The 25,561-nt window shown below is 67.1% G+C and carries 18 protein-coding genes and 3 rRNA genes; 2 read left to right on the top strand and 19 right to left on the bottom strand.

All coding sequences use genetic code 11. From position 1 onward, the window contains the following. Positions 1-7 precede the first annotated feature (7 nt). The 18 genes from NTM_RS19285 to NTM_RS19205 form a co-directional block, all read right to left on the bottom strand. Positions 8-643, bottom strand: a complete 636-nt coding sequence (locus NTM_RS19285) for an NUDIX domain-containing protein (protein ID WP_163767125.1) — start codon at positions 641-643, stop codon at positions 8-10. Further along, the gene (gene pyrG / locus NTM_RS19280) at positions 636-2,387 is read right to left on the bottom strand and encodes a CTP synthase (RefSeq protein ID WP_163767123.1); all 1,752 of its coding nucleotides are present in this window, start codon (positions 2,385-2,387) and stop codon (positions 636-638) included. Before pyrG ends, NTM_RS19285 begins: the two co-directional genes overlap by 8 nt. Before the next feature lie 138 nt (positions 2,388-2,525). Then, entirely contained in the window at positions 2,526-3,467 is a 942-nt protein-coding gene (locus NTM_RS19275; protein WP_104865666.1) for a copper transporter, read from the bottom strand. 9 nt (positions 3,468-3,476) lie between these two features. Then, on the bottom strand, positions 3,477-4,661 hold the full coding sequence (gene steA, locus NTM_RS19270) for a putative cytokinetic ring protein SteA (protein WP_104865667.1): 1,185 nt from the start codon (positions 4,659-4,661) through the stop codon (positions 3,477-3,479). A gap of 138 nt (positions 4,662-4,799) precedes the next feature. Continuing rightward, the gene (recN, locus tag NTM_RS19265) at positions 4,800-6,602 is read right to left on the bottom strand and encodes a DNA repair protein RecN (RefSeq protein WP_163767121.1); all 1,803 of its coding nucleotides are present in this window, start codon (positions 6,600-6,602) and stop codon (positions 4,800-4,802) included. Then, a complete protein-coding gene (locus NTM_RS19260) occupies positions 6,602-7,534 on the bottom strand; it encodes an NAD kinase (protein ID WP_163767118.1) in 933 nt (310 codons plus the stop codon). The genes recN and NTM_RS19260 overlap by 1 nt, the downstream gene beginning before the upstream one ends. Next, positions 7,531-8,337, bottom strand: a complete 807-nt coding sequence (locus NTM_RS19255) for a TlyA family RNA methyltransferase (protein ID WP_163767116.1) — start codon at positions 8,335-8,337, stop codon at positions 7,531-7,533. Before NTM_RS19255 ends, NTM_RS19260 begins: the two co-directional genes overlap by 4 nt. A 5-nt stretch (positions 8,338-8,342) precedes the next feature. After that, positions 8,343-8,498, bottom strand: coding sequence for a hypothetical protein (locus NTM_RS28575; RefSeq protein WP_165761615.1), 156 nt, complete (start codon positions 8,496-8,498; stop codon positions 8,343-8,345). 13 nt (positions 8,499-8,511) lie between these two features. Continuing rightward, entirely contained in the window at positions 8,512-9,528 is a 1,017-nt protein-coding gene (locus NTM_RS19250; RefSeq protein WP_163767114.1) for an HAD-IIA family hydrolase, read from the bottom strand. A 1-nt stretch (position 9,529) separates the two neighbouring features. Continuing rightward, positions 9,530-10,357, bottom strand: a complete 828-nt coding sequence (locus tag NTM_RS19245; RefSeq protein ID WP_163767112.1) for a tetratricopeptide repeat protein — start codon at positions 10,355-10,357, stop codon at positions 9,530-9,532. Positions 10,358-10,514: 157 nt separating this feature from the next. Then, a 5S ribosomal RNA gene (rrf, locus tag NTM_RS19240) occupies positions 10,515-10,627 on the bottom strand. A 113-nt stretch (positions 10,628-10,740) separates the two neighbouring features. Next, positions 10,741-13,853, bottom strand: a 23S ribosomal RNA gene (locus NTM_RS19235). 401 nt (positions 13,854-14,254) lie between these two features. After that, positions 14,255-15,772, bottom strand: a 16S ribosomal RNA gene (locus tag NTM_RS19230). Together the 16S, 23S and 5S rRNA genes form the textbook arrangement of a ribosomal RNA operon. Before the next feature lie 400 nt (positions 15,773-16,172). Further along, complete coding sequence (gene tyrS / locus NTM_RS19225; RefSeq protein ID WP_163767110.1) at positions 16,173-17,450, bottom strand: tyrosine--tRNA ligase; 1,278 nt, start codon at positions 17,448-17,450, stop codon at positions 16,173-16,175. Positions 17,451-17,468: 18 nt separating this feature from the next. Beyond that, positions 17,469-18,080, bottom strand: coding sequence for a DNA-3-methyladenine glycosylase (locus tag NTM_RS19220; RefSeq protein ID WP_083146493.1), 612 nt, complete (start codon positions 18,078-18,080; stop codon positions 17,469-17,471). 20 nt (positions 18,081-18,100) lie between these two features. Further along, positions 18,101-18,307 carry a Trm112 family protein gene (locus NTM_RS19215; protein WP_083146494.1) on the bottom strand — a complete coding sequence of 69 codons (207 nt, stop codon included), beginning with the start codon at positions 18,305-18,307 and terminating at the stop codon, positions 18,101-18,103. A 3-nt stretch (positions 18,308-18,310) separates the two neighbouring features. Then, positions 18,311-18,847, bottom strand: coding sequence for a hypothetical protein (locus tag NTM_RS19210; RefSeq protein WP_083146495.1), 537 nt, complete (start codon positions 18,845-18,847; stop codon positions 18,311-18,313). Between the two features lie 64 nt (positions 18,848-18,911). After that, positions 18,912-21,890, bottom strand: a complete 2,979-nt coding sequence (locus tag NTM_RS19205; protein ID WP_179963962.1) for an acyl-CoA synthetase — start codon at positions 21,888-21,890, stop codon at positions 18,912-18,914. A gap of 112 nt (positions 21,891-22,002) precedes the next feature. Here NTM_RS19205 and NTM_RS19200 point away from each other — a divergent pair, with 112 nt between their 5' ends. Then, entirely contained in the window at positions 22,003-23,802 is a 1,800-nt protein-coding gene (locus tag NTM_RS19200) for an ABC-F family ATP-binding cassette domain-containing protein (protein WP_083146496.1), read from the top strand. Further along, entirely contained in the window at positions 23,803-25,089 is a 1,287-nt protein-coding gene (locus tag NTM_RS19195) for a hypothetical protein (protein WP_083146497.1), read from the top strand. Here NTM_RS19195 and NTM_RS19190 read toward each other — a convergent pair. Then, positions 25,067-25,561, bottom strand: coding sequence for a hypothetical protein (locus NTM_RS19190; protein WP_083146544.1), 495 nt, complete (start codon positions 25,559-25,561; stop codon positions 25,067-25,069). The genes NTM_RS19195 and NTM_RS19190 overlap by 23 nt on opposite strands.

Raw genomic sequence — 25,561 nt, 5'->3', positions numbered from 1 at the left:
GTCTCGCTCACGTACGCCCGATCCGGCGGGCGAACGCCCAGGGCCGGTCCACCCACGGCGCGTCGACCGGCCGCAACGACGAGGGGTCCGGCAGCGCGTGCGCGGCCAGGATGCCGGCCACCGCGATGGAGTTGACGATGTCCCCGGAGTACACCCGGGCCACCGCATCGGCGAGGTCGACCCGGGTCACGGTCAGGTCGGCCTCCTCGTCGTGGGCCTCGGGGCGCTCCACATCGCTCAGGCCGGTGGCCAGGAAGATCCGGACGCTCTCGTCGCAGAAGCCCGGCGCCGACACGATGTCGACCAGCGTGTGCCACTCGCGGGCCGCCAGCCCGACCTCCTCGACGAGTTCGCGGGCCGCGGTCACGTGCGGCTCCTCGCCGCCGAAATCCAGCAGACCGGCGGGCAGCTCCCACAGCCGCCTGCCGAGCGCGTGACGGTACTGATAGACCAGAACCACCCGACCGTCCTCGTCGAGTGCGACCACGGCCACCGCGCCGAAGTGCTCCACCACCTCGCGCCGGGCGGTTCCCCCGCCGGGCATCCGCACCTCGTCGGCGCGCATCGCCAGGATCTTGCCGACGTGCAGGGTTTCCGAACGTGCGGTGGAGAACTCGTGGGTGCCCGGGTCGTCCTCAGCCACGGGCCGGGGCGTCCTCGAGTGCGTGCTCGGCACCGTTGGCCTGGGAGTCCGGAATCGCAGGAAGTTCTACGGGCAGCCGTTCCCCGTTGTTGTACTCGACGGCCGCGCCGACGAACGCGATGAACAACGGATGCGGGCGCGTCGGCCTGCTCTTGAGCTCCGGGTGGGCCTGGGTGCCGACGAGGAACGGGTGCACGTCGGCGGGATACTCGACGAACTCGACGAGGTGCCCGTCGGGTGAGGTGCCGGAGAACCGCAGCCCGCTCTCGGCGATCCGCTCGCGGTAGGTGTTGTTCACCTCGTAGCGGTGCCGGTGCCGCTCCGAGACCTGGGTGGCCCCGTAGGCCTTGGCGACCAGCGAATCCTTTTCCAGCACAGCGGGATACGCGCCCAGGCGCATGGTGCCGCCGAGGTCGGCCTCACCGGCGACGGCATCGCGCTGATCGGCCATCGTGGAGATCACCGGGTCGGGGGTGTCGGGATCGAACTCCGCGGAGTTCGCCTCGGTCAGCCCGACCGAGCGGGCGGCCTCGATCACGATGCACTGCAGGCCCAGGCACAGCCCCAGCACCGGCAGGCCGCGCCTGCGCGCATACCGGATGGCACCGACCTTGCCCTCGATGCCGCGAATCCCGAACCCGCCGGGGATCAGCACCCCGTCGACGTCGGCCAGCGCCGCGGCGGCGCCGGCCTCGGTCTCGCAGTCATCCGACGGGATCCAGCGGATGTCCACCTTGGCGTGGTGGGCGAACCCGCCGGCCCGCAACGCCTCGGCGACCGACAGGTACGCGTCGGACAGGTCGATGTACTTGCCCACCAACGCGATTCGGACGGTCTCGCGGGGCTCGTGGACGCGGTGCAGCAGATCGTTCCACTGCGTCCAGTCGACGTCGCGGAACGGCAGGTTGAGCCGGCGCACGACATACGCGTCGAGCTCCTCGCGGTGCAGCACCTTGGGGATGTCGTAGATCGACGGCGCGTCCGGGGTCGAGATGACGCCGTCGATGTCGACGTCGCACATCAGCGCGATCTTGACCTTCAACGGCTCGGGCACGTCGCGGTCGCAGCGCAGGATCAGCGCGTCGGGCTGGATACCGATGCTGCGCAGCGCGGCGACCGAGTGCTGGGTCGGCTTGGTCTTGAGCTCACCCGAGGGCGCCATGTAGGGCACCAGCGAGCAGTGCAGGAAGAAGCAGTTGTCGCGACCCACCTCGTGGCGGACCTGGCGGGCCGCCTCCAGGAACGGCAGCGATTCGATGTCGCCGACGGTGCCGCCGACCTCGGTGATCACCACGTCGGGCCGGTTGCCGCCGGCGTCGGGGGCGGCCATCTCCAGCACCCGCCGCTTGATCTCGTCGGTGATGTGCGGGATCACCTGCACCGTGTCGCCGAGGTACTCGCCGCGACGCTCCTTGGCGATGACCGTCGAATACACCTGCCCGGTGGTCACATTCGCCGACCCGGACAGGTCCCGGTCGAGGAAGCGCTCGTAGTGGCCGACGTCGAGGTCGGTCTCGGCCCCGTCCTCGGTGACGAAGACCTCCCCGTGCTGGAACGGGTTCATCGTGCCCGGGTCGACGTTGAGGTACGGGTCGAGCTTCTGCATGGTGACCTGCAGGCCCCGCGCGGTCAGCAGCTGGCCGAGGCTGGACGCCGTGAGCCCCTTACCGAGCGACGACACGACACCACCAGTGACAAAGATGTGCTTGGTGGCCGTTTGCGGGTGCTTGCGTAACGCTGGCAAGAACTACCTCCGTGATGACCGGGCAGGGCTTCGTTCGGTTCGGGTCTTCAACGAGTTCAGGACCCTGTTGGGGCCTGCCGACCCACGGAATCTCACCCTAACACCGACAGCGGCTCACTGTTCCCGGCGCGCCGGTGGCTATTGCGGGACGGTGACCGAAGTCGCTCCCGGGCCGACGCCGAACTGATCGGGCCGGGCGCCGTTGATCAACGCGCCGAGCGCCAGCACGGCGGTGATGCGTCCCGATTCGGCGTTGACGTCGTCGACGGTGCTGACCGCGTTCTTCAGCGCGGCATCCGAGCGGGTCACCGCGATCGCGGCGGTCCCGGTGGCCGAGCCGTCGCGGCCGACGAGCACGGTGCCAGATCCGTGCCTGGCCAGGCCGGACGCGAACCGCGCCACCGTGGCGCCCTGGTTGCCGGCGTCCTCGCCGAGCGGACCGCCGGTGACCACGAGCGCGGTGTTGGCCGCGCCGACCCGTTCGGTGCCGTAGGTCAGGAACCCGGTGTCGCGCAGCGCGCGCAGCACGGTCTCGCGCTGGCCGTCGTCGATCGGGGGCGCCTTCGGATCCTTGTTCACCAACAGCGTGATGCCGAGCAGGTCACCGGCCTGCGAGCCCTGGTCGACGGTGGCCGTGCTCAACTGCGCGCCGGCGGGCACGATCGGCGAGTTGACCACCGACAGCAGTTTCTCGGCGGAGTTCGCGTCCACGAACTCCTGGGTCAGCCCGACGGTGCCGGCGACCGACCCGCCCGCGGCACCGACCATCCGGACCAGACCGTCGACGTCGCCGTCGGTGGCGTCGGGGGTGCGAAAGATCACCACCGACTTGTTCGCCAGGGTGTCACGCAGAATGCGCGGCGCCATTTGCGCATCGAAATCCCCTGCTGCACTGAGCTTCTCGTTCAACGCGTTGCGTTCGTCGGTCAAGCTGTGGATCTGCTGCTGCATGTCCTGTTTGTCGTCACGCAAGCCGGACAGCACCGTGTTGGACAGCAGCCCCGACCCCAGCGCCACGCCGATGGCGAGCGCCAGGAAGACCGCGGCGAGCGAGATGGCGTGGGTGCGCAGTGAGATCACGTCAGCCCTCTACGACACCAGGCCCTGGGCCCACAGCAGGAACTGGTTCCAGTACTGCGAGACCCACTCCAGCAGTGCCGCGTCGGCGCGCGACACCCACAGCGCGGCGATCACCGCGATCAGCATCGCCAGCACGAGCATCGCGATCGCACCGCCGGAGACCCGGCTGCGGTACAGCGTCGCGACCGCCTTGGCGTCGACCAGCTTCTCGCCCACCTTCATCCGGGTCAGGAACGTCGACGGGTTGCTCTGCTGCCGGTTGCGATCGAAGAACTCCTCGATGCTGGCGGCGTGACCGACCGTGACGATCAGCGCCGCGCCGTGGTGGTCGCACAGCAGCAGAGCGAGATCGGCGGCCGACCCGGCAGCCGGGAACGTCATCGCGCCGACCCCGAGGTCCTGGATCCGCTCCAGCCCGGCGGCGTGCCCGTCGGCGTCGGCGGGCAGCACCACCTGGGCGCCGCACCGCAGCACCTCGGTGCTGATCTTGTCGGGGTCGCCCACGATCAGCGCGGGCCGGTACCCGGCCTTGCGCAGCGTGTCCGCGCCGGCGCCGACGCCGACCAGCACCGGCTGGTACTCCTTGATGAACGGCTTGAGGGCCTTCAGATCGGCGGCCGCGTGCTCCTCCTCGGCCACGATCACCACATGGCGCCGGTTCATGTCGACGTCGATGTCGGGGATGCCGATGCCGTCGATCAGCAGCGGGCTCTCGCTGCGGATGAACTCGATTGTGTTGCCCGCGAAGGCCTCCAGGTGCGCGACCAGCCCGCCCTTGGCCTCCTGCATGAGCTCGTGGATGTCGGCGTCGGTGCGCTCGGTGCCCAGGATCAGGCGGCGGTCGCCGTTGTACACGCCGCCCTCGTTGATCCGGACCCGGGCACCGTCCTTGACCTTCTTGAACACCTCGGGCCCGGTGTCGTCGACGAGGGTGATGCCGTTGGCGACCAGCACCTCGGGGCCGAGGTTCGGGTACCGGCCGGAGATCGACGGTGACGCGTTCACCACGGCCGCGACGCCGGCGTCGACGAGGGCGTCGGCGGTCACGCGGTCGAGATCGAGCGCGTCGAGGACGACGATGTCACCGGGGGTGACGCGCCGCAGAAGTCGATCGATGTCGCGGTCCACTCGGGCGGTGCCGGTGATACCTGGCCGTGAGCTGGCATTACGGGACAGCAGCGCTGACATCTTCATGGGCCGATTCTGGCCAGCGGCGGCCGAAATCCGTCGGAGGCGCGCCGTAACACCAGCCTCAGAAGTTCGCTTCTGTCACATGAGTAACAAGCGACGAGTCGCAACATCAGTCTTGGTGAACAGTTGGCGTGCGGCTGATCAGTCGACGGCGGCGCGTTCGGCGCGGGCGGCGTCGAGTAGCTCACGGGCATGCGCCCGACCGCTGTCGGACTCCCCCAGCCCGGCGAGCATGCGGGCCAGCTCGGCGACCCGGTCGTCGTCGTCGAGGCGACGCACGCCGCTGGATTTCGCCCCCTTGGATTTCGTGCCGGCCTTCTTACCGTCCTCGCCGCCCGACACCCCTTCGACCACCAGGTGCACATCGGCGTATGCGGCGACCTGCGGCAGGTGGGTGACGACGATGACCTGGTGGGTGCGCGCCAACCGCGCCAGCCTGCGGCCGATCTGCACGGCGGCGCGACCGCCGACCCCGGCGTCGACCTCGTCGAACACCATCGTCGTGCCCTCGGCCGATGCCGAGAGCACCACCTCCAGCGCCAGCATCACCCGGGACAGCTCGCCACCGGAGGCGCTCTTGTGCAGCGGCAGCAGGTCGGAGCCGTTATGGGCGGCGAACCCGAACTCGACGGCGTCGACCCCGTCCCGGCCCGCGTGCACCGTCTCGCCCGACGGCAGCACCAGCGGGGCGCTGTCGTCGGCGCGGGCGAGCAACGGGGAGACCGAGATCGCGAACTGCGCCCCCGACATCGCCAGCCCGGCCAGTTCCGCGGTGACCGCCTTGGACAGCCCCTTGGCCGCCTTGGCGCGCGCCTTGGTGACGTCCTGCGCGGCGGCCCCGACCGTCACCTGCAGCTCGTCGACCTGGCGCTGCAGCTCCGAGAGCGTCTCCTCGGAAACGTCGAGCGCCGAAAGCCGATCCCTGGCGTCCTTCGCCCAGGCCAGTACGCCGTCGACGTCCGGGGCGTATTTACGCGTCAGCGTCCGCAGCTCGGCCTGGCGCGCCAGCTTGGACTCCAAAGTGCTTGCATCGCTGGGCAAATCGTCCAGGTACTGGCTGAGTTCGCCGGACACGTCGACCAGGACCGTCAGCGCCGCCCCCAGCTGATCGCCGAGCGCCCGCAGCGGGGCGTCGTCGGTGCCGTCCAGCGCGGCGCGGGCCCGTCCGACCGCGGCGGCCGCGGAGAAACCGTCCGCCGCGGCGTCGTCTCCGTCACCGGAGAGCGCCGCGCGCGCGGTCTGCACCGCCTCCCGCAGCGCGTCGAGCTCCGAGAGCCGCCGGATGTCGGCAACCAGGGCCTCATCCTCGCCCGGCTGCGGGTCGACCACGTCGATCTCGTTCAGCGCGAACTGCAGCCGGTCGGCCTCCTGGGCGAGTTCGCGGGCGCGACGTCGGCGGTCCTCCAGATCGCGCCGCGCCTCCAGCCAGGTATCGCGTGCCGCGCGGTAACGCTGCAGCGGGCGGGACACGTCGGCGTAGCGGTCCAGTGCGGCGCGCTGTTCGTCGGGCCGCATCAGCCGCAGCTGGTCGTTCTGCCCGTGCAGCGCGAGCAGTTCGTTGGTGAACCCGCTCAGCGACTTGGCCGGCACGCTGCGCCCACCGAGGTAGGCGCGCGACGGCCCGTCGCGGCTGACCGAGCGGGCGGCGATGACGCTGCCGTCGTCGTCGCGGTCGGCGCCGCACGAGTCGAGGATCTCGTCCACCCTTGTGCTGACCGCGTCCCCGATCTCGGTGGTGGTGAACCGGCCCTCGACCACCGCGCGTTCGGACCCCGACCGCACCTTGGTCGCGTCGGCGCGCGCCCCGCCGAGCAGGTGCAGGCCGGTCACGACCATCGTCTTGCCCGCGCCGGTCTCACCGGTGAGCACGGTCAAACCGCCGTCGAACTCTGCGGTCGCCGCGCTGATGGCTCCCAGCGCCTCGATTCGGATTTCGGCTAGCACTACTGTCCGCGCCACCCCGTGACCGGCAACCGGAACTTGCGCACCAGACGGTCGGTGAACGGCGCACTGTCCAGCCGCACCCACTTGAGCGGGGTGCTGCACCGGGTCACCTCGAGCCGGCCGCCGGCGGGCAGGATCATCTGCCGCCTGCCGTCGCAGAACACCAGCGCGTCGTGGCCGGACGCCTCGATCTCGATCGCGATCGCCGCGTCAGGGCTGGTGACCATCGGCCGGGCGAACAGCGCGTGGGCGTTGTTGGGCACCACGATGATGGCCTCCAGATCGGGCCAGAGCACCGGGCCGCCCGCGGAGAACGCATACGCGGTCGACCCTGTCGGGGTCGAGACCAGCACCCCGTCGCAGCCGAACGACGACACCGGGCGGCCGTCGACCTCGACGACCACACCGAGCACACCCAGGCGTGGCCCCTTCTCCAGGCTGGCCTCGTTCAGCGCCCAGCCGCGGTCGAGCACTTCCCCGCCGGCGCGCACCGACACGTCGAGCGTCATGCGTTCCTCGACCCGGTAGTCGCGCCGGATGATGTGGTCGAGCACCGTGTCGATGGCCTCGGCTTCGGCCTCGGCGAGGAATCCGATCTTGCCCAGGTTGACCCCGAGCACCGGGATCTCGGCGTTGCGGGCCAGCTCGGCCGCCCGCAGGAAGGTGCCGTCGCCGCCCAGCACGAGCACCAGCTCGCAGCCCTCGGCGGCGCGTTCGTCGATATCGACCACTTCGATCCCGGCACCGAGGGCCCGCATGTCGTCCGGGGACAGCGGCACCGGCCCGCGGTCGACCGCCTGCGCGGACAGCGCCCGCAGACCGATCCCGTTGTCGGCCAGCACCTTCTCGACACGGCGCGCGACCTCTGTGGCCTCGGGACGGCCGGTGTGCACGACCAGCAAGATGGTGCGCTCCGACGGATTGGTGCTCATTGCGGCCCTTCTTCGACGGCCTGCCGGACGGCGGCGTCGAGCGCGTCGGCCGGCATGGGTTCGGCGTCGGCCCGCAACCGGAGGAAGTACTCGACATTGCCTGCGGGTCCGGGCAGCGGGCTGGCGGTCACCGCCACAGCGTGCCAGTTCAGTTCGGCGGCGCGGCGGGCGACCGACAGCACCGCGTCGGCACGCAGCAGCGGATCGGACACCACGCCGCCGGTGCCGACCCGGTCTTTGCCGACCTCGAACTGCGGTTTCACCATGGGAACGATATCCGCGCCGGGTGACGAGCACGCGGTCAGTGCGGGCAGCACCGTCGCCAGCGAGATGAACGACAGATCGGCCACCACGAGGTCGACGGGCCCGCCGATCGCGTCGGCGGTGAGGTCGCGGACGTTGGTACGTTCCATCACCGTCACCCGGGGGTCGGTGCGCACCGGCCACGCGAGCTGGCCGTAGCCGACGTCCACGGCGACGACCTCACGGGCGCCGCGGTGCAGAAGCACCTGCGTGAACCCGCCGGTCGAGGCCCCCGCATCCAGACAGCGCCGGCCCGCGACGTCGACGCCGAACGCGTCGAGAGCGCCGATCAGTTTGTGGGCTCCCCGGGACACCCAGGAGTCTTCGTCGCCGCCCTCGACGGTCAGGTTCGCGGTGACGGTCACCGCGGTGGCGGGTTTGGTCGCCGGCATGCCGTCGACACGGACCCGGCCCGCGTTGATCAGCTCGGCGGCCTGCTGCCGCGACCGGGCCAGCCCCCGGCGGACGAGTTCGGCGTCCACACGTGCGCGCCGCGTCACGCGGGTCAGCCCTTCTCGACGGATTCCAGCGCGCGCACCAGCAGATCGTGCGCCTCGTCCAGGCGCGCGGCGACGGAGTCCAGGTCGGCTGCCGACAGGTCCGAATGCTCACCGAGGAGTTCGGCGACCTGGGCGCGGATCTGGTCGGGATCGTTACTCATGTCGGGGTTCACGCTAGCCGATGGAGGCGGGCGCCAGAGACCACTGTGCGACGGCCTGTCGCGCGGCGCTGTCGGCACCGGTGACGGGCCGGCGGCCGGACGTCCCGGCGCGCCACACGGCCGCGGCGATCGCGCGCACGGGCGACAGCGCGTCGCCGGGATCATCGCCGGTGGACGACAGCGTGACCGCCTCCGGTGAGACCTCGACGTGCCAGCCGGGATGCTCGGCGATCCGCAGGGTGTCTACTGCCGCGCCGGTCAGGGCACGCAGATCCTCGGCCAGGAACCCGGGCCGCTGGTCCTCGTCGGCCCAGATCAAGTCGGCGGCGGTGTTCACACCGCACAGCACCATCAGGCTGGGCAGCGCCGCGGCGTTGGCGCCGGCGATGTCGGTGTCGAGGCGGTCACCGACGACCAGCGGGTGGGCGAACTCTCCCCGGGAGAGCGCATCGGCCATCAGCGCGGGTGCGGGCTTGCCGGCGACCTGCGGTTCGGTCTCGGTGGCCACGCGCAGCGCGGCCACCATCGACCCGTTACCGGGAAGCAGGCCGCGCTCCGACGGCAGCGTCTTGTCGACATTGGCGGCGATCCACAGTGCCCCGGCCCGGATGGCCAGCGCCGCCTCGGCGAGGTTCTGCCAGCCGGTCTCCGGGTTGTGCCCCTGCACCACGGCCACCGGGTCCTCGGACCATTCCCGCACCGGGGCCAGGCCGACGGCGCGGACCTCGTCGGCCAGCGAGTCTGTGCCGACCACAAGTACTTTCGCTCCGCCCGGCACCTGTTCGGCGAGCAGCCGGGCCGCGCTCTGGGCGCTGGTCACCACATCGGCCGAGGTAGCGGTGAAGCCCAGCTCGCGCAGATGGTCGGCGACCTGCCCGGCACTGCGGGACGCGTTGTTGGTCACGTAGAGAACTCGCGCGTCGATCGCGGCCAGCGTCTGCACGGCCCCGGGGGTCGGCTCGTGTCCGCGGAACACCGTGCCGTCGAGGTCGAGCAGCAGGCAATCATGCTGCTGCGCAAGGGTCCTCACGTCAGGACAGCTCCGTGATGCGCTCTTCGGCGTCGGTCACACCGTCGACATCGGCCTTGGCGGCATGCAGGAACCATTGCAGCGCCTCGTCGCGCCGGTCGAGGGCGAGCAGCGTATCGGCATAGACGTAGAACAGCCGTGCCGCGGTCTGCCCGGTCTGGGTGGGATCGAGCGTCGGAGTCGACAGCACGGCAAGTGCCTGCTCGTGCTGGCCGAGATCGGACCGTGCACCGGCAACGACGATGCGTAATTCGTCGGCATCCTCCCCGGTCAGCGCCGCGGCTTCCTCACTGCGGGCGAGTTCGATCGCCCGCTCGGGACGGCCGACGCCGCGCTCGCAGTCGGCGATCAGCGCCAACAGCGGTGAGCGACTTCCCATTCGGCGCGCGGCGCGCAGCTCAGCGAGCGCCTGGGCCCAGTCACCGCACTGATAGGCGGCGATCCCGACGGCTTCACGGACCGCGGCGATGCGCCCGGACCGGGCGCGAGCGGCGCGGGCATGCTCCAGAGCGGCCTGCGGGTCTTCCTCGAGCAGTTCGCCGGCGGCGACGAGATGGCGGGCCACCGCGTCGGCGGTCGCGCGATCGAGGGTGGTCAGTTCACCCCGGATCTCGGGTGAGAGCTGCTTGGCCTCGATCTCGGGCGGGATCGGCGGACCGCTGTGGCGTGAGTCGTCACCGTCGGTGCGGGGCTGCACCGGACGTGCGCGCTGGGGACCGGACCGGCGCGGGGCCGAACGGTTGCCACCGCGCGGGCCCTGCTGACCGCCGCCGCCGTTGGAGGCGCGGTCGGGCCGACGTTCGCCGCGGCCACCCTGGTTGTTCTGCACGAAGAAAGGATACGGCCAAGCTCTGACGACTCATAATTAATGAATTCAGAATGCCGAATTCGAATACGCTTTTCGACCAATCACGACGAAATGGCAAGCAAAGGGGCCGAAATAGGAAATAACCCCCCACGCGAGGTGGGGGGTTATTCCAATTTGTGTTCGGCGGTGTCCTACTTTTCCACCCGTGTGGGCAGTATCATCGGCGCTGGTAGGCTTAGCTTCCGGGTTCGGGATGGGACCGGGCGTTTCCCTGCCGCTATGGCCGCCGTAACTTTATTCACTTTTCAGTGATCCCCCGTTGGGGGAAGTTTTGTAGCCCCTGTTTTTGGTGGTGGGGTGCAGTCTGTGTGACTGTGGATGTGGTTGCGAGGTTTTGTTGTGTTTGTTGTAAGTTTTCGGCCGGTTAGTGCCAGTTCCCTGCGACCATTGCTGGTCTTCTAGGTCTGGTCTATCGATCCCGTGGTCTGCGGGGGGCCTTATCCCACTTAATGGGTGAGAAGCCTGGTCTTGGAGGGGGTTTCCCGCTTAGATGCTTTCAGCGGTTATCCTGTCCGAACGTGGCTATCCAGCAATGCTCCTGGTGGAACAACTGGTGGACCAGAGGTTCGTCCGTCCCGGTCCTCTCGTACTAGGGACAGATTTCCTCAAGCTTCTGACGCGCGCGGCGGATAGAGACCGAACTGTCTCACGACGTTCTAAACCCAGCTCGCGTGCCGCTTTAATGGGCGAACAGCCCAACCCTTGGGACCTGCTCCAGCCCCAGGATGCGACGAGCCGACATCGAGGTGCCAAACCATCCCGTCGATATGGACTCTTGGGAAGATCAGCCTGTTATCCCCGGGGTACCTTTTATCCGTTGAGCGACACCCCTTCCACTCAGAGGTGCCGGATCACTAGTCCCGACTTTCGTCCCTGCTTGACATGTCCGTCTCGCAGTCAAGCTCCCTTGTGCACTTACACTCAACACCTGATTGCCGTCCAGGTTGAGGGAACCTTTGGGCGCCTCCGTTACATTTTAGGAGGCAACCGCCCCAGTTAAACTACCCACCAGGCACTGTCCCTGGACCGGATAGACGGTCCGAGGTTAGAGGCCCAATACGATCAGAGTGGTATTTCAACAACGACTCCACCAAAACTGGCGTTTCAGCTTCACAGTCTCCCACCTATCCTACACAAACCGTATCGAGCACCAATACCAAGTTGTAGTGAAGGTCCCGGGGTCTTTTCGTCCTGCCGCGCGTAACGAGCATCTTTACTCGTAATGCAATTTCGCCGAGTCTATGGTTGAGACAGTTGAGAAGTCGTTACGCCATTCGTGCAGGTCGGAACTTACCCGACAAGGAATTTCGCTACCTTAGGATGGTTATAGTTACCACCGCCGTTTACTGGGGCTTAAATTCTCCGCTTCACCCAAGGGTTAACGGGTCCTCTTAACCTTCCAGCACCGGGCAGGCGTCAGTCCGTATACATCGTCTTGCGACTTCGCACGGACCTGTGTTTTTAGTAAACAGTCGCTTCTCACTGGTTTGTGCCACCCACTCCCGCTGCCCACCGCAAGGGTGTTGACGGTATGTGGGTCCCCCTTCTCCCGAAGTTACGGGGGCATTTTGCCGAGTTCCTTAACCATAGTTCACTCGTACGCCTCGGTATTCTCTACCTGACCACCTGTGTTGGTTTGGGGTACGGGCCGTGTGTGCGCTCGCTAGAGGCTTTTCTCGACAGCATAGGATCACCGAATTCGCCTCAATCGGCTATGCATCACCTCTCAGGATCTATGAAACCCGGATTTGCCTAGGTTTCTCCCTACAGGTTTACCCCGGTATTACCACTGACCGGTACGGCTACCTTCCTGCGTCACCCCATCGCTTGACTACTACCCACCTGGGTCCCGCGCAGCCCCAGAACCCGTCACCCCGAAGGGATCAGTGGCCCTGGTTTTGGGCGGTTAGCAAGATGGATTCATCAGGGACGCTCACACACGGGTACGGGAATATCAACCCGTTGTCCATCGACTACGCCTGTCGGCCTCGCCTTAGGTCCCGACTCACCCTGGGCGGACTGGCCTGGCCCAGGAACCCTTGGTCTTCCGGCGGGCAAGGTTCTCACTTGCCTTATCGCTACTCATGCCTGCATTCTCACTCCCACACCCTCCACAACTCGATTACTCGGCTGCTTCACCGGATGCAGGACGCTCCCCTACCCAGCCAACAAAAGTCAGCTGCCGCGGCTTCGGCGGTGTGCTTGAGCCCCGCTACATTATCGGCGCACAATCACTTGACCAGTGAGCTATTACGCACTCTTTCAAGGGTGGCTGCTTCTAAGCCAACCTCCTGGTTGTCTTCGCGACTGCACATCCTTTTCCACTTAGCACACGCTTAGGGGCCTTAGCCGGCGATCTGGGCTGTTTCCCTCTCGACGCACGGAGCTTATCCCCCGCCGTCTCACTGCCGCATTACACCGTGTCGGCATTCGGGTTTGGCTGACGTCAGTAACCCTGTGGGGCCCATCGGCCATCCAGTAGCTCTACCTCCAACACGAACACTGCGACGCTGCACCTAAATGCATTTCGGGGAGAACCAGCTATCACGGAGTTTGATTGGCCTTTCACCCCTACCCACAACTCATCCCCTCAGTCTTCAACCTAAGTGGGTTCGGGCCTCCACGCGGTCTTACCCGCGCTTCACCCTGGCCATGGGTAGATCACTCCGCTTCGGGTCCAGAACACACCACTACACCACACACTCCTGTGTGGATACGCCCTATTCAGACTCGCTTTCGCTACGGCTACCCCACCCGGGTTAACCTCGCGACATGTCCCTGACTCGCAGGCTCATTCTTCAAAAGGCACGCCATCACCCCACCACGAAGGAGGGCTCTGACGGATTGTAAGCGCACGGTTTCAGGTACTATTTCACTCCCCTCCCGGGGTACTTTTCACCATTCCCTCACGGTACTAATCCGCTATCGGTCACTAGGAAGTATTCAGGCTTACCGGGTGGTCCCGGCAGATTCACAGCAGATTCCACGGGCCCGCTGCTACTCGGGGAAAACATTCCACGAAAGCCATTGAGTTTTCATCTACGGGGCTCTCACCCACTACGGCAGGCCATCCCAGGCCACTTCAACTAACCCAACGGTTTATCACTCTCGCTCCTCTCGGCGGAGAAGAAGGAACGCCCCACAACACGCACACACCCCCGCCGGGTATCACATGCACACGGTTTAGCCATCCTCCGCTTTCGCTCGCCACTACTCACGGAATCACTGTTGTTTTCTCTTCCTACGGGTACTGAGATGTTTCACTTCCCCGCGTTCCCCCCCAACGCCTATATATTCAGCGCTGGGTGACACGACATCACTCGTGCCGGGTTTCCCCATTCGGACATCCTCGGATCAACGCTCGGTTGGCAGCTCCCCGAGGCATATCGCAGCCTCCCACGTCCTTCATCGGCTCCTAGTGCCAAGGCATCCACCATGCGCCCTTAAACACTTACAACACAAAACCAAAAAATGAGTCACCCAACCCCGAAAGGCTGGGATCAATCAGAAATTTGCATTACATGAAAGACACACCAACCCGAAAGCCGGCGCATCCTTCGATGCTCGCAACCACTATCCACGAATCAAACACCACACCCCACCACCAAAGCAGGGCAACAACACGCTCCACCACCCCAACGGGCGATGGCCGACCCCAACGGGTCGCAGGGCCTGTTGTCTCAAAGCCCAATAGTGTGTCCGGCAATTTCCTTCACCGACGGTTTTCCCACGCCGGCTCAACGTTTGTTGTTGCACCAGACCCCCACCCACTACAGGTGCGAGGCCATCCAACGAATCGATCAGATCACCGAACCCCCACACGATGTGGGCGGGCCTGATTCTCGTGGTGCTCCTTAGAAAGGAGGTGATCCAGCCGCACCTTCCGGTACGGCTACCTTGTTACGACTTCGTCCCAATCGCCGATCCCACCTTCGACGGCTCCCTCCACAAGGGTTAGGCCACCGGCTTCGGGTGTTACCGACTTTCATGACGTGACGGGCGGTGTGTACAAGGCCCGGGAACGTATTCACCGCAGCGTTGCTGATCTGCGATTACTAGCGACTCCGACTTCACGGGGTCGAGTTGCAGACCCCGATCCGAACTGAGACCGGCTTTGAAAGGATTCGCTCCACCTCACGGCATCGCAGCCCTTTGTACCGGCCATTGTAGCATGTGTGAAGCCCTGGACATAAGGGGCATGATGACTTGACGTCATCCCCACCTTCCTCCGAGTTGACCCCGGCAGTCTCTCACGAGTCCCCACCATTACGTGCTGGCAACATGAGACAAGGGTTGCGCTCGTTGCGGGACTTAACCCAACATCTCACGACACGAGCTGACGACAGCCATGCACCACCTGCACACAGGCCACAAGGGAACCGACATCTCTGCCGGCGTCCTGTGCATGTCAAACCCAGGTAAGGTTCTTCGCGTTGCATCGAATTAATCCACATGCTCCGCCGCTTGTGCGGGCCCCCGTCAATTCCTTTGAGTTTTAGCCTTGCGGCCGTACTCCCCAGGCGGGGTACTTAATGCGTTAGCTACGGCACGGATCCCAAGGAAGGAAACCCACACCTAGTACCCACCGTTTACGGCGTGGACTACCAGGGTATCTAATCCTGTTCGCTCCCCACGCTTTCGCTCCTCAGCGTCAGTTACTGCCCAGAGACCCGCCTTCGCCACCGGTGTTCCTCCTGATATCTGCGCATTCCACCGCTACACCAGGAATTCCAGTCTCCCCTGCAGTACTCTAGTCTGCCCGTATCGCCCGCACGCCCACAGTTAAGCTGTGAGTTTTCACGAACAACGCGACAAACCACCTACGAGCTCTTTACGCCCAGTAATTCCGGACAACGCTCGGACCCTACGTATTACCGCGGCTGCTGGCACGTAGTTGGCCGGTCCTTCTTCTCCAGGTACCGTCACTTGCGCTTCGTCCCTGGCGAAAGAGGTTTACAACCCGAAGGCCGTCATCCCTCACGCGGCGTCGCTGCATCAGGCTTGCGCCCATTGTGCAATATTCCCCACTGCTGCCTCCCGTAGGAGTCTGGGCCGTATCTCAGTCCCAGTGTGGCCGGTCACCCTCTCAGGCCGGCTACCCGTCGTCGCCTTGGTAGGCCATTACCCCACCAACAAGCTGATAGGCCGCGGGCCCATCCCACACCGCAAAAGCTTTCCACCACCGACCATGAAGCCAGTGATCCTATTCGGTATTAGACCCAGTTTCCCAGGCTTATCCCAAAGTGCAGGGCAGATCACCCACGTGTTACTCACCCGTTCGCCACTCGAGTACCCCGAAGGGCCTTTCCGTTCGACTTGCATGTGTTAAGCACGCCGCCAGCGTTCGTCCTGAGCCAGGATCAAACTCTCCAAACAAAAACTTCCCAACCAAAAAGGCCAGGCAGAATTCGAATCAGAAAAATCCGATCACAAACAAAAGACACCAAACAAACTGGCATCAAAAAACAACCCACCCCTAAACGGGAAAAAGAGGTGAGTCAAAAAACAACAAACAAAAACCACCAAACACACTATTGAGTTCTCAAACAACACGCCCCACTGGCCGCGCAACAAATCCCCGGCCAAAAGCCGTGGTCTCTGTGCGGACAGTTGAAGGAACCCACCGAAGCGGATCACCTTCTGGAGGCCGCCGCGCTCTCCGGGTTTCTGGCCCGTGTCGCAGCGACTCGGTAAAGTTACGTCAGGGATAACTCAGAGTCAAATCGCCTGGTAGAGCCGGTTTTTCAACCGGCACAGAAGGCTGGCGACTCCGCCGTCATCCAACGCGCTCGACCCCGGCGATATTCCGCTTACCTCGACGCAGCACCAACCACTTGCCGTGCAGGAAGTCCGACGCCTGCGGAACCCAGTCGTCACGGTCGATCTTCACGTTGTTGACGTACGCCCCGCCTTCGGCGACGGTCCGCCGCGCGGCGCCCTTACTCGCCGACAGTCCGGTGGCGACCAAGAGATCGACAATCGAGTCGGGACCCCCGGGTTCCAGCTGCGCGACCGATGCCTCGCGGACCGCGCCGGCCAACGTCGCCTCGTCGAGATCGGCGAGCTCGGCCCGGCCGAACAGCGCCTGGCTGGCGTGCTCGACCGCGGCGGTCGCGTCCTCGCCGTGCACCAGGTTGGTCAGCTCGCGCGCGAGTCGGCGCTGCGCCGCGCGTTCGTGCGGACGCTCCGCGGTGGCCTGCTCCAGTTCGGCCAACTCGTCGGCGGTCAGGAACGTGAACCACCGCAGGTACGGGATCACGTCGGCGTCCGCGGTGTTGATGAAGTACTGGTACCAGGCGTACGGGCTGGTCATGTCGGGGTCGAGCCACAGACTGCCCCCGCCGGTGGACTTCCCGAACTTCTTGCCCTCGGAGTCGGTGACCAGCGGTGTCGTCATCGCGTGCACCGGCGCGCCGGCTTTCTGGCGCACCAATCGCACCCCGGCGATGATGTTGCCCCACTGGTCCGAGCCACCGATCTGCAGCGTGCAGCCGTACCGCTGATGCAACTCCACGTAGTCGTTGGCCTGCAGCAGCATGTAGCTGAACTCGGTGTAGGAGATGCCGTCCCCCTCCAGCCTGCGCCGGACGGTGTCGCGGTCCAACATCACATTCACCGAGAAGTACTTACCGACGTCACGCAGGAACTCGATGGCCGACAGCTCAGCCGTCCACGACAGGTTGTCGGCGATCACGGCGCCGGTTGGGGATTCGTCGAACTCCACGAAGCGCTCGAGCTGACCGCGGATGCGCCCGGCCCAGTCGGCGACAGTGTCGGCGGTGTTCAGGGTGCGCTCCCCCACATCGCGCGGGTCACCGATCATTCCGGTGGCGCCGCCGGCGAGGACGATCGGCCGGTGCCCGGCCTGCTGGAACCGGCGCAGGGTCAGCAGCGGGATCAGATGCCCGGCGTGCAGGCTCGGCGCGGTCGGATCGAAACCGGAGTAGACGGTGATCGGGCCGGCGGCGAGCGCCTCGGCCAGCGCGTCACGGTCGGTGGACTGGGCGACCAGTCCACGCCATTCCAACTCGTCCAGGATGTCCGGCGTGCTCATGGCCCCGATCTTTCCGTACTAGTCGCTCTCCCCCGGAGCCGGTGCCCGCGGGCTGCGCCGATACGCCGACACCTCGGGGTGACCGGGAAGCCACATCCGCCACGGCCGGTCGGCCGCCTTGCTGACCCCGACCCGCGGGCCGGCGTCCCCGACCCGCAGTTCGCCGAGCCTCAGCCGCACCGGGGATCGCGGATCGAACAGGTCGGTCCCGTTGTCGTCCATGGTGATGCCCAACGCCGAGCACAGATTGCCTGGTCCGCGCGCCAACCCGGATTCGCGCACCGCCGCACCCCGTCGGGACCAGGCCACATCGAGGCCGGTGTCGACGACCGCCGCGCGGAGCAAGACCGCTGCGGCGACGCCGTCGGAGGCACATACAACGTTCGCGCACACATGGATGCCGTGGCTTCGATAGGTGTAGAGCCGACCGGGCGGACCGAACATCACCGAGTTACGCAGCCCGGGGCCCCGGTACGAGTGGGCGGCCGCATCCGGCCACGGACCGTCGGCGGGGCCGCCGTAGGCCTCCACCTCGACGACCGTCGCTGTCACACCGCGGCCGGTCAACTCGGCACCGAGCAACAGACGCGCCGCACTGAGCGGATCGATCTCCAGGTCCGCGGAACTCATCGAGAGGCGGAACCGCCCGGTTACGACTGTTCGGCAGCGGCGACAAGGCGCCGGTGCTCGTCATCGTCGACCGAGACGGCCTCGTCGATGAGCAGCACCGGGATTCCGTCGTCGATGCGGTACTTCCGCTTCAGCCTCGGGTTGTACAGGCATCCGTCGACCGCCAGCAGTGGCCCGCGGTCCTGCGGGCAGACCAGGATGGCGAGCAACGTGTCATCGAGCGCCATCGGTCAGCGACCGGGCATCGGGAAAATGGTCTCGCCGCCCTGCTGCATCGGATTACCGGGAGACCAGGCCGGCGAACCCATGCCGCCACCGGGGCTGCCCGGCGTGGCGACCGGCGGTGCACCGCCGCCCGACGGCATCTGGTTCGCCCCCTGCGCCATCACCTTGCGCTGGTAGATCAGCGTGGACTGAAGCGCGTCGATCAGCGGCTTCTGGTTCGGGCGGGCGTCGAGCCCGGCGAGCAAGGCCTGGGTGTTGGCGACCGACGGACGGATGCCGCGCTTGCGCAGCGTCATCACCTGCTCGATCAGCTTCGACACCTGGCCGCCGCTGGCTCCGGTCTGGTACTCCTGCGAGATCGCCATCAGCACCTGGTCGGGGTTGACCCGCGGGGGCGGCGGGACCTCGGCCTTGGTGGTCGGCTGCGCGGCCGCGAGCGGCGCGATGCCGGTGACCGTGCCGAAGGCCAGAGCGGCACCGAGGACTGCCCCCGCCGCGATGCGGGGCAGAGACACACCGTCGGTGCTGTTGTGCGAAGTCATTCAATCCTCCAGCGCGTTGGGGCAGCCGACCCGGCGAGCGTAACAGTGCGCGTCGGGCCCGGCATCACTGTGAAGTGCCCGCGAGCTCGCTGCGCACGGCAACGGTCAACCGCTTGTACCGATGGGTATCGGGGTCCAGGTACCAGGCGTTACGCGACGCTCTCGGCAGGCCCTTCTTCTGCAGCGGCCCGGCCAGCGGCCGGAACGTCGCGGTCAGCGTCATGTCCGGGGCGACGTGCACGATGTCGGGCGGTGACCCGACCGGAAGGTCGGCCAGCGCCTCCGACAGGTCCGCCGACGGGACGCTTCCGCCGGGTCGCAGCGCCAGCGCCGTGACGGCCAGCGTCCTGCCGTTGCTCTGCACCTCATAGGTGACCGCCATGTCGACCGCGTCCAGCCTGCCGACGGCGTCGTTGACCGTCGCGGCGAACACCACCCCCCGCGGGGTGCGGATCACCGCTGCGCGGTTGTCGACCAGCCAGTAGTCGCCGTCCTCGTCGCGGCGGAACAGGTACTCGGTGGACACCCAGGTGTCCGCGGGCGCGAACACGCCCCGCTTCACCGACGCCAACGGGTCGACCGGCCCGCGCGGGTGAGCCAGCAGCACACCCACCTCGCCGACGTCCGCGCGCCGGACGAACCCCTGCTTGTCTTCGAGGATCAGGTTGTCCTCGGGGTCGTAGGCGGCCAGCGCGATCTCCCCGCCGCCGGGCAGCGGCCTGCCCTTGCTGCCGATCTTGGCGCCCTTGACGTTGGCGAGCACGGCCTGGCCGTCGGTGGTCGCGAAGAACTCGACGACGTTCGCCGGGGCGAACACGTCCACGACGCGCTGCCACAGCCCGGCGGGCATACCGGCGCCGATGAACAGCCGCATGGGATGGTTGCCGTTGAGCGAGAAGCCCGGATCGTCGATGACCTCGCGCAGCATCGCCCACGTATAGGACACGACGGTGACGCCGTACTGACGGATCTCCTGGACGAAGCGGTCGGGGCGCAGTTCGCGCGACAACGCGATGCGGGAGCCGCCGACGACCGCGCCGCCGAGGCTGACCAGCAGCCCGGACTGGTGATGCAGCGGCGTCAGGCAGTAGACCGTGTCGTTACGGCTCAGGTTGGCCGCCGACGCGGTGCCGAACGCCGACAGCGCCCACCGGTAGTTGGTGATCTGGCGGGCGACGAGTTCGCCGCTGACCGTGCTGAACCCGATGAACGCCAGGTCCCGCGCCAGACCGGGATTGGGCCGGTACCAGCCGGGCAGTTCGACGCGGTCGGGGTCGATCTTCTCCATGTCGATGATCTGCGCGCGGGCACCGGACTCCGGCACGTCCAGGTCGCGGGATTCGCCGCCACCGAGCACGAGCACCCGCATGTCCAGTGCGCTGGCCGCGGCGAGGTGGGTGGGGTCGGCGATGATCTCGGTGACCGCGCCCAGGCGCGCGGCCTCGGCCAGGTCCGCGTCGGGCGGCATCAGCACCGCCACGGCACCGAGCCGGGACAGTGCCGCGATCGCGACCAGCGCGCTGGGCCGGGTCTCCATCAGCACACCGACGCGCGCGCCCTGCCGGACACCGACCTCGATCAGGCCGCGCACCACGTTGTTCACGCGGCGGTCGACCGCCTCGATGGTGTGCACCCGCCCGTCGAACAGCAGTCCCTCGTTGTGCGGCATGTCGCGAGCCTGCTCGGTCATGATGCGGCCCAGCGAGATCCTGGTGTGGTCGTTGACCTGTCCCAGACGGGCCAGCCGTGGCAGCGTGCGTGCGGTCTCGACGGCCAGGGTGCGGGCGGACCGGTTCGCCGCGACCAGCGCGTCGGCGGCCGACTTAGCCAGGGTCAGCGCCATCTCGGTGGCCGCCGCGGTGCTGTGCGCCAGCCGCGACGCGAGCGTCACGCCGCTCTCGGACGGCGCGGACGGCTGCACCGGCATCGGCGACACACCCTCGGGCATCGGGCCGCCGCTGTCGAGCCAGCGCACCCAGTCGGCGACGGTGGGCCAGGTCTGGGTGCTGGCCTTGGATCCGACGACCAGACCGAAATGCCCTGCGCGGATCAGGAATTCGTAGACGTCCGCTTTCGGTGCGGCCCTCTTGATGCCGCGCACCGACGCCGGCTGACCGATGTCGTCGACCTCACCGATGACAGCCAGAACCGGGATGTCGATGTCGGAGAGCGTGACCAGGTCACCGTGGATCGCGAAGCCGCCGCTCATCATCCGGTTGTGGGCGATGAACTGTTTGAGCAGCTCCGAGATCGCCGGGCCCGACCAGGCGATCCAGCCGTCGGACGCGAGGAACCGGCGCTGCTGCTCCCGCGGCAGCAATGCCTCCCGGTCGTGCAGCTGGCGCAGGAAGTCGATGCGCGACTGGGCCGTCTTGACCGGGTCGAGCATCTGGAATCCGGTGCGCGCCAACCAGCCCGGAATGTCGATCCGGCTGAACACGTGGTCGGCCATGAAGTCCGCGGCCGCCGGTGCGATGCTCGCCGGCAGGTTCATCGGCAGCGCGGCCAGCGTGTCGACCGGCGAACCGAACGCGACGATGCTGGCGAGGTCTTTGGACCGGCGGTACGCCGCGGTCTGGTAGGCGAACATCCCGCCCTGGGAGTAGCCGGCGAGGTGCACGTCGCGGCCCGTCACCGTCTTGACGGTGTCGATGGCCTCGCTCAGCCCCACGATGTGGTCGGCGAGGGTGCGCTGCATCCCGCCCTCGATCTTGTCCGGCGAACCGAAGTCGATGACCCACGGGTCCACGCCGGCCCGGTGCAGGATGCCGACGGCGCCGTCTTCGCGGGTGACGTCCCACATGTCGGCCGACATCATCATCGGGTGCACCATCAGCACCGGCGGTCCCGGCTTGGTGGCGCCCGGTCGCGAGTCCGGCGGGAAGTAGCGCCGCAGCCGGTACATCGGCACGCTCTCGATGATCTGGAACGGCGACGGCACGGCGCCGGTTTCGAGTCCGCCGTAGCGCAGCACCTCGAGACCGTTCTGGGCCGTAGCGACCAATCGTCCTACCGGCTTGGTGATCGCCGAGAGGTCCACCACTGCACGCTCCCCACTTTGCTGTTCGCTCCACCGATCGAGACCTGGTCATGATCGCACAGGGCCGACCGCCGGTTTCTGCTATCGACCGCGGGCCCACTAGTCTCGAAAATCGATGGCACACCTGCTCGGGGGCGAGAACCTCCACCTGGAGTACCCCACCGGGGTGGTGTTCGATTCGGTGACCGTCGGCGTCAGCGACGGCGACCGGATCGGCATCGTGGGTCGAAACGGCGACGGCAAGTCCACCCTGCTGGGGTTGTTGACCGGCCAGATCGAACCGCACGGCGGACGGGTCACCCGCCGCGGCGGTGTGCGGGTCGGCGCGCTGGACCAGTCCGACATCCTGGATCCCGACCGCACCGTCGGCTGGTCGCTGGTGGGTGGCCGCGCCGAGCACGAATGGGCCGGCGACGCCCGGATCCGCGACGTGATCGGCGGTCTGGTCGCCGACATCCCGTTCGACGCACCTGTGGGCACGCTGTCGGGCGGGCAGCGCCGCCGGGTACAGCTGGCCGCGTTGCTGATCGACGAATGGGACGTCGTCGCGCTCGACGAGCCGACCAACCATCTCGACATCCAGGGCATCACCTGGCTCGCCGAACACCTCAAGCAGCGGTGGGCGCGCGGAACGGGCGGGCTGCTGCTGGTCACCCACGACCGCTGGTTCCTCGACGAGGTCGCGACGGCCACCTGGGAGGTTCATCCGGGCGGCAGCGGCGTGCCGGGCAGCATCGTCGAACCGTTCGAGGGCGGCTACGCGGCGTACGTGCTGCAGCGCGTCGAGCGGGACCGCCAGGCCGCGGCCGTGGAGGCCAAACGGCAGAACCTGATGCGCAAAGAGCTCGCGTGGCTGCGTCGCGGACCGCCGGCCCGGACGTCGAAACCGAAGTTCCGCATCGACGCGGCCAACGCGCTGATCTCCGATGTCCCGCCGCTGCGCAACAGCGTCGAGCTGTCCCGTGCGGCGATGGCGCGCCTGGGCAAGGACGTCATCGACCTGCTCGACGTGTCGGTGACCTACCCCGGCGGCCGGGAAGTGTTGCGCGACATCGAATGGCGTATCGCCCCCGGTGAGCGCACCGGCATCCTCGGCGCCAACGGCGCCGGGAAGTCGACGCTGCTAGGCCTGATCGCGGGCACCGTGACGCCGACGGCCGGCCGGGTCAAACGCGGTAAGACCGTGCAGCTGGCGGTGCTGGACCAGGAGTCGCGCGAGCTCGACGCGCTGGCCGGTGACATGGTGCGCGAGGTGCTCGGGCGGCTGCAGACCACCTACCAGATCGACGGCAAGGACGTCACCCCCGCGCAACTGCTGGAGCGCCTGGGCTTTCCGCGCGCGCACCTGTCGGCGCGGGTCGGTGAACTGTCCGGCGGGCAACGGCGGCGGCTGCAGTTGATGCTCGTGCTGCTGTCGGAGCCCAACGTGCTGGTGCTCGACGAGCCGACCAACGACGTCGACACCGACATGCTCACCGCGACCGAGGATCTGCTGGACTCCTGGCCCGGAACCCTGATCGTGGTCTCCCACGACCGCTACCTGCTCGAGCGCATCACCGATCAGCAGTACGCGATCCTCGACGGACGGCTGCGCCACCTGCCCGGCGGCATCCCCGAGTATCTGCGGCTGACCGCCGACCGGCCCGAGCCCGCCGCGGCCCAAGCGAAACCCGCTGTCACAGAGCAGCTCTCGGGTGCCGAGCTGCGCAGCATCGAGAAGGAGATCTCGTCGGTCGACCGGTCGCTGGCCAAGCTCGCGGACCGCATCAGCGCCAAGCACGACGAGATGGCGCGCCACGACCAGTCGGACCATGTCGGTCTGGGTAAGCTCACCGAAGAACTGCGTGAGCTCGAAACCCAGGTGGCCGAACAGGAGTCACGCTGGATCGAGCTCTCGGAGAGACTCGAGGGCTAGATGACCTATCTGCTGCGGCCGTTCGTACTGTTCGTTCGATACTGGCCGCAGCTGGCCGCGTGTTATCTGCTCGGGCTGCTCGGCCGCCGCGGCGCCATCGAACTGGCGGCGTGGGCGGGCTGGGACAACGACGTGTGGGCGTCGCTGATCATGCCGCTGGCCGGCCTGTCCCGCCTGGGTTCGTATGTCGCGATGTTCTTCGTGCTGCGGCGGGCCATCCCGGCGCTGGCCGCGGTGCCGTCGCGTTCCGCACGGAGCATCGACGTGTTCTCGACCGTCATCGTGCCGTTCTTCGCGATCTATCTCGCGTGGAAGATGTTCGCCGAGGACTGGATCGCGTTCGAGGCGCGCGCGCTCGACTACCGGATCGGCGACGCGATGACGTCCCCGGCCCCGACCGAACTGCATCCGGAGACGCTGCCGATCAGCAATCTGACCTGGGTGCTGATCCTGGCCGCGCTGGTGGCGCGGTACGTGCTGAGTATGGTCAAGGACCGGCTGCCGGGATGGATGATCGGCGTCCGGGTCTACGTGGACACCCTGTGGGTGTTCCTCGGTGTCAGCTTCGCCGCCAGCAAGGACCTGACGTTCTTCCTCAATCCCACCGGATGGCTCTCCGAGCGGCGGATCGTGGTCTGGTTCAACGAGACCCGTGCGGGCCTGTTCTCGTATCTGGGACCGCTCGACGCGGTCTGGGACGCCATGATGTGGGCGGTACGCACCGTGTTCGGCGGCGCGACGATACCGCTGCTGTGGCTCGCGGTCGCGGCGATCGTCTACGGGGTCACCGCGCCCCGGGACTGGCGGGGAGCCGCGCGCCGCGTGGCCGGCCAGCGCGCCGACTGGGTCTTCGAACGCACCGCCGGGCGGCAGAAGCGGGTCCGGGAACGGTGGTCGCGGCTGCCCGAGGTGCACCGCGCGGACGCCCGGGACTGGTTCGTGTCGAAACTGGGCAACTACCGGACCATCACCGACGCCGCTCGACTGATCCTGCACGGCGGGGTGCTGGCGTTGTCGTTGTACGTCCTCGGATATCTCGGTCTGGCGTGGCTGGACATGGCGGGCAGTTTCTACCGTCCCGAGATGCGGGCCGGATATCTCTTCCGGGGCGCGGCCGAACTGTTCGGCCCGAACCCTCTGGCGTTCTGGAACTTCGCGCAACCGGTGCTGGTCCTGATATCCCACCTGATCGTCGAGCCGCTCCGGGTGTGCCTGATCGCGTCGACCGTCGCCTACTGCCTGGAGAACGTGCGGCCGAGCGCACCTACAGCAGCATCCGCACCGTGATCGCGTCGTTGTGGGTGACGTCCAGTGCGGTGGGTACGGCATCCTCGGGCAGCACGAACGCGAACTGAATGCGTCCCGGTGCATCGCATCGGGCCTTCATCCCGTCCGGCGGGATCGGCGCGAATCCGCCGAGCCTTTCGGCATCCCAACGACGTTCACCGTCGGTGAGGACCCCGGTACACAGTCCGGGCAGCGCCGTGCCGGACCAGTCCACGACGATCACCGTGATCACCGTGCCGTCGGGAAGCTGCGGCCCGAAGTTCAACGGTCTGCGGTTCAGCTGCCGGATGGATTCGATCTCCCAGGTCTGCCCGTCGGCGGCGCCGCTCTGACCGGCGGGCACGACCAGCTGGGGTGTCTGCGTGTGGCGATACGCCGACCAGGCCGGTCCAAAGTCGATGGCGGTGTAGGCGCCGAGAGCGCATGCGACGACGACGGCACCGATCGCGTTGCGCTGCCACAGCGCCGGCAT

Source organism: Mycolicibacterium parafortuitum, from assembly GCF_010725485.1.
Lineage (GTDB): Bacteria > Actinomycetota > Actinomycetes > Mycobacteriales > Mycobacteriaceae > Mycobacterium.
The sequence above is the reverse complement of the archived record's forward strand: the minus strand, read 5'-3'. Positions and strand labels throughout refer to the sequence as shown.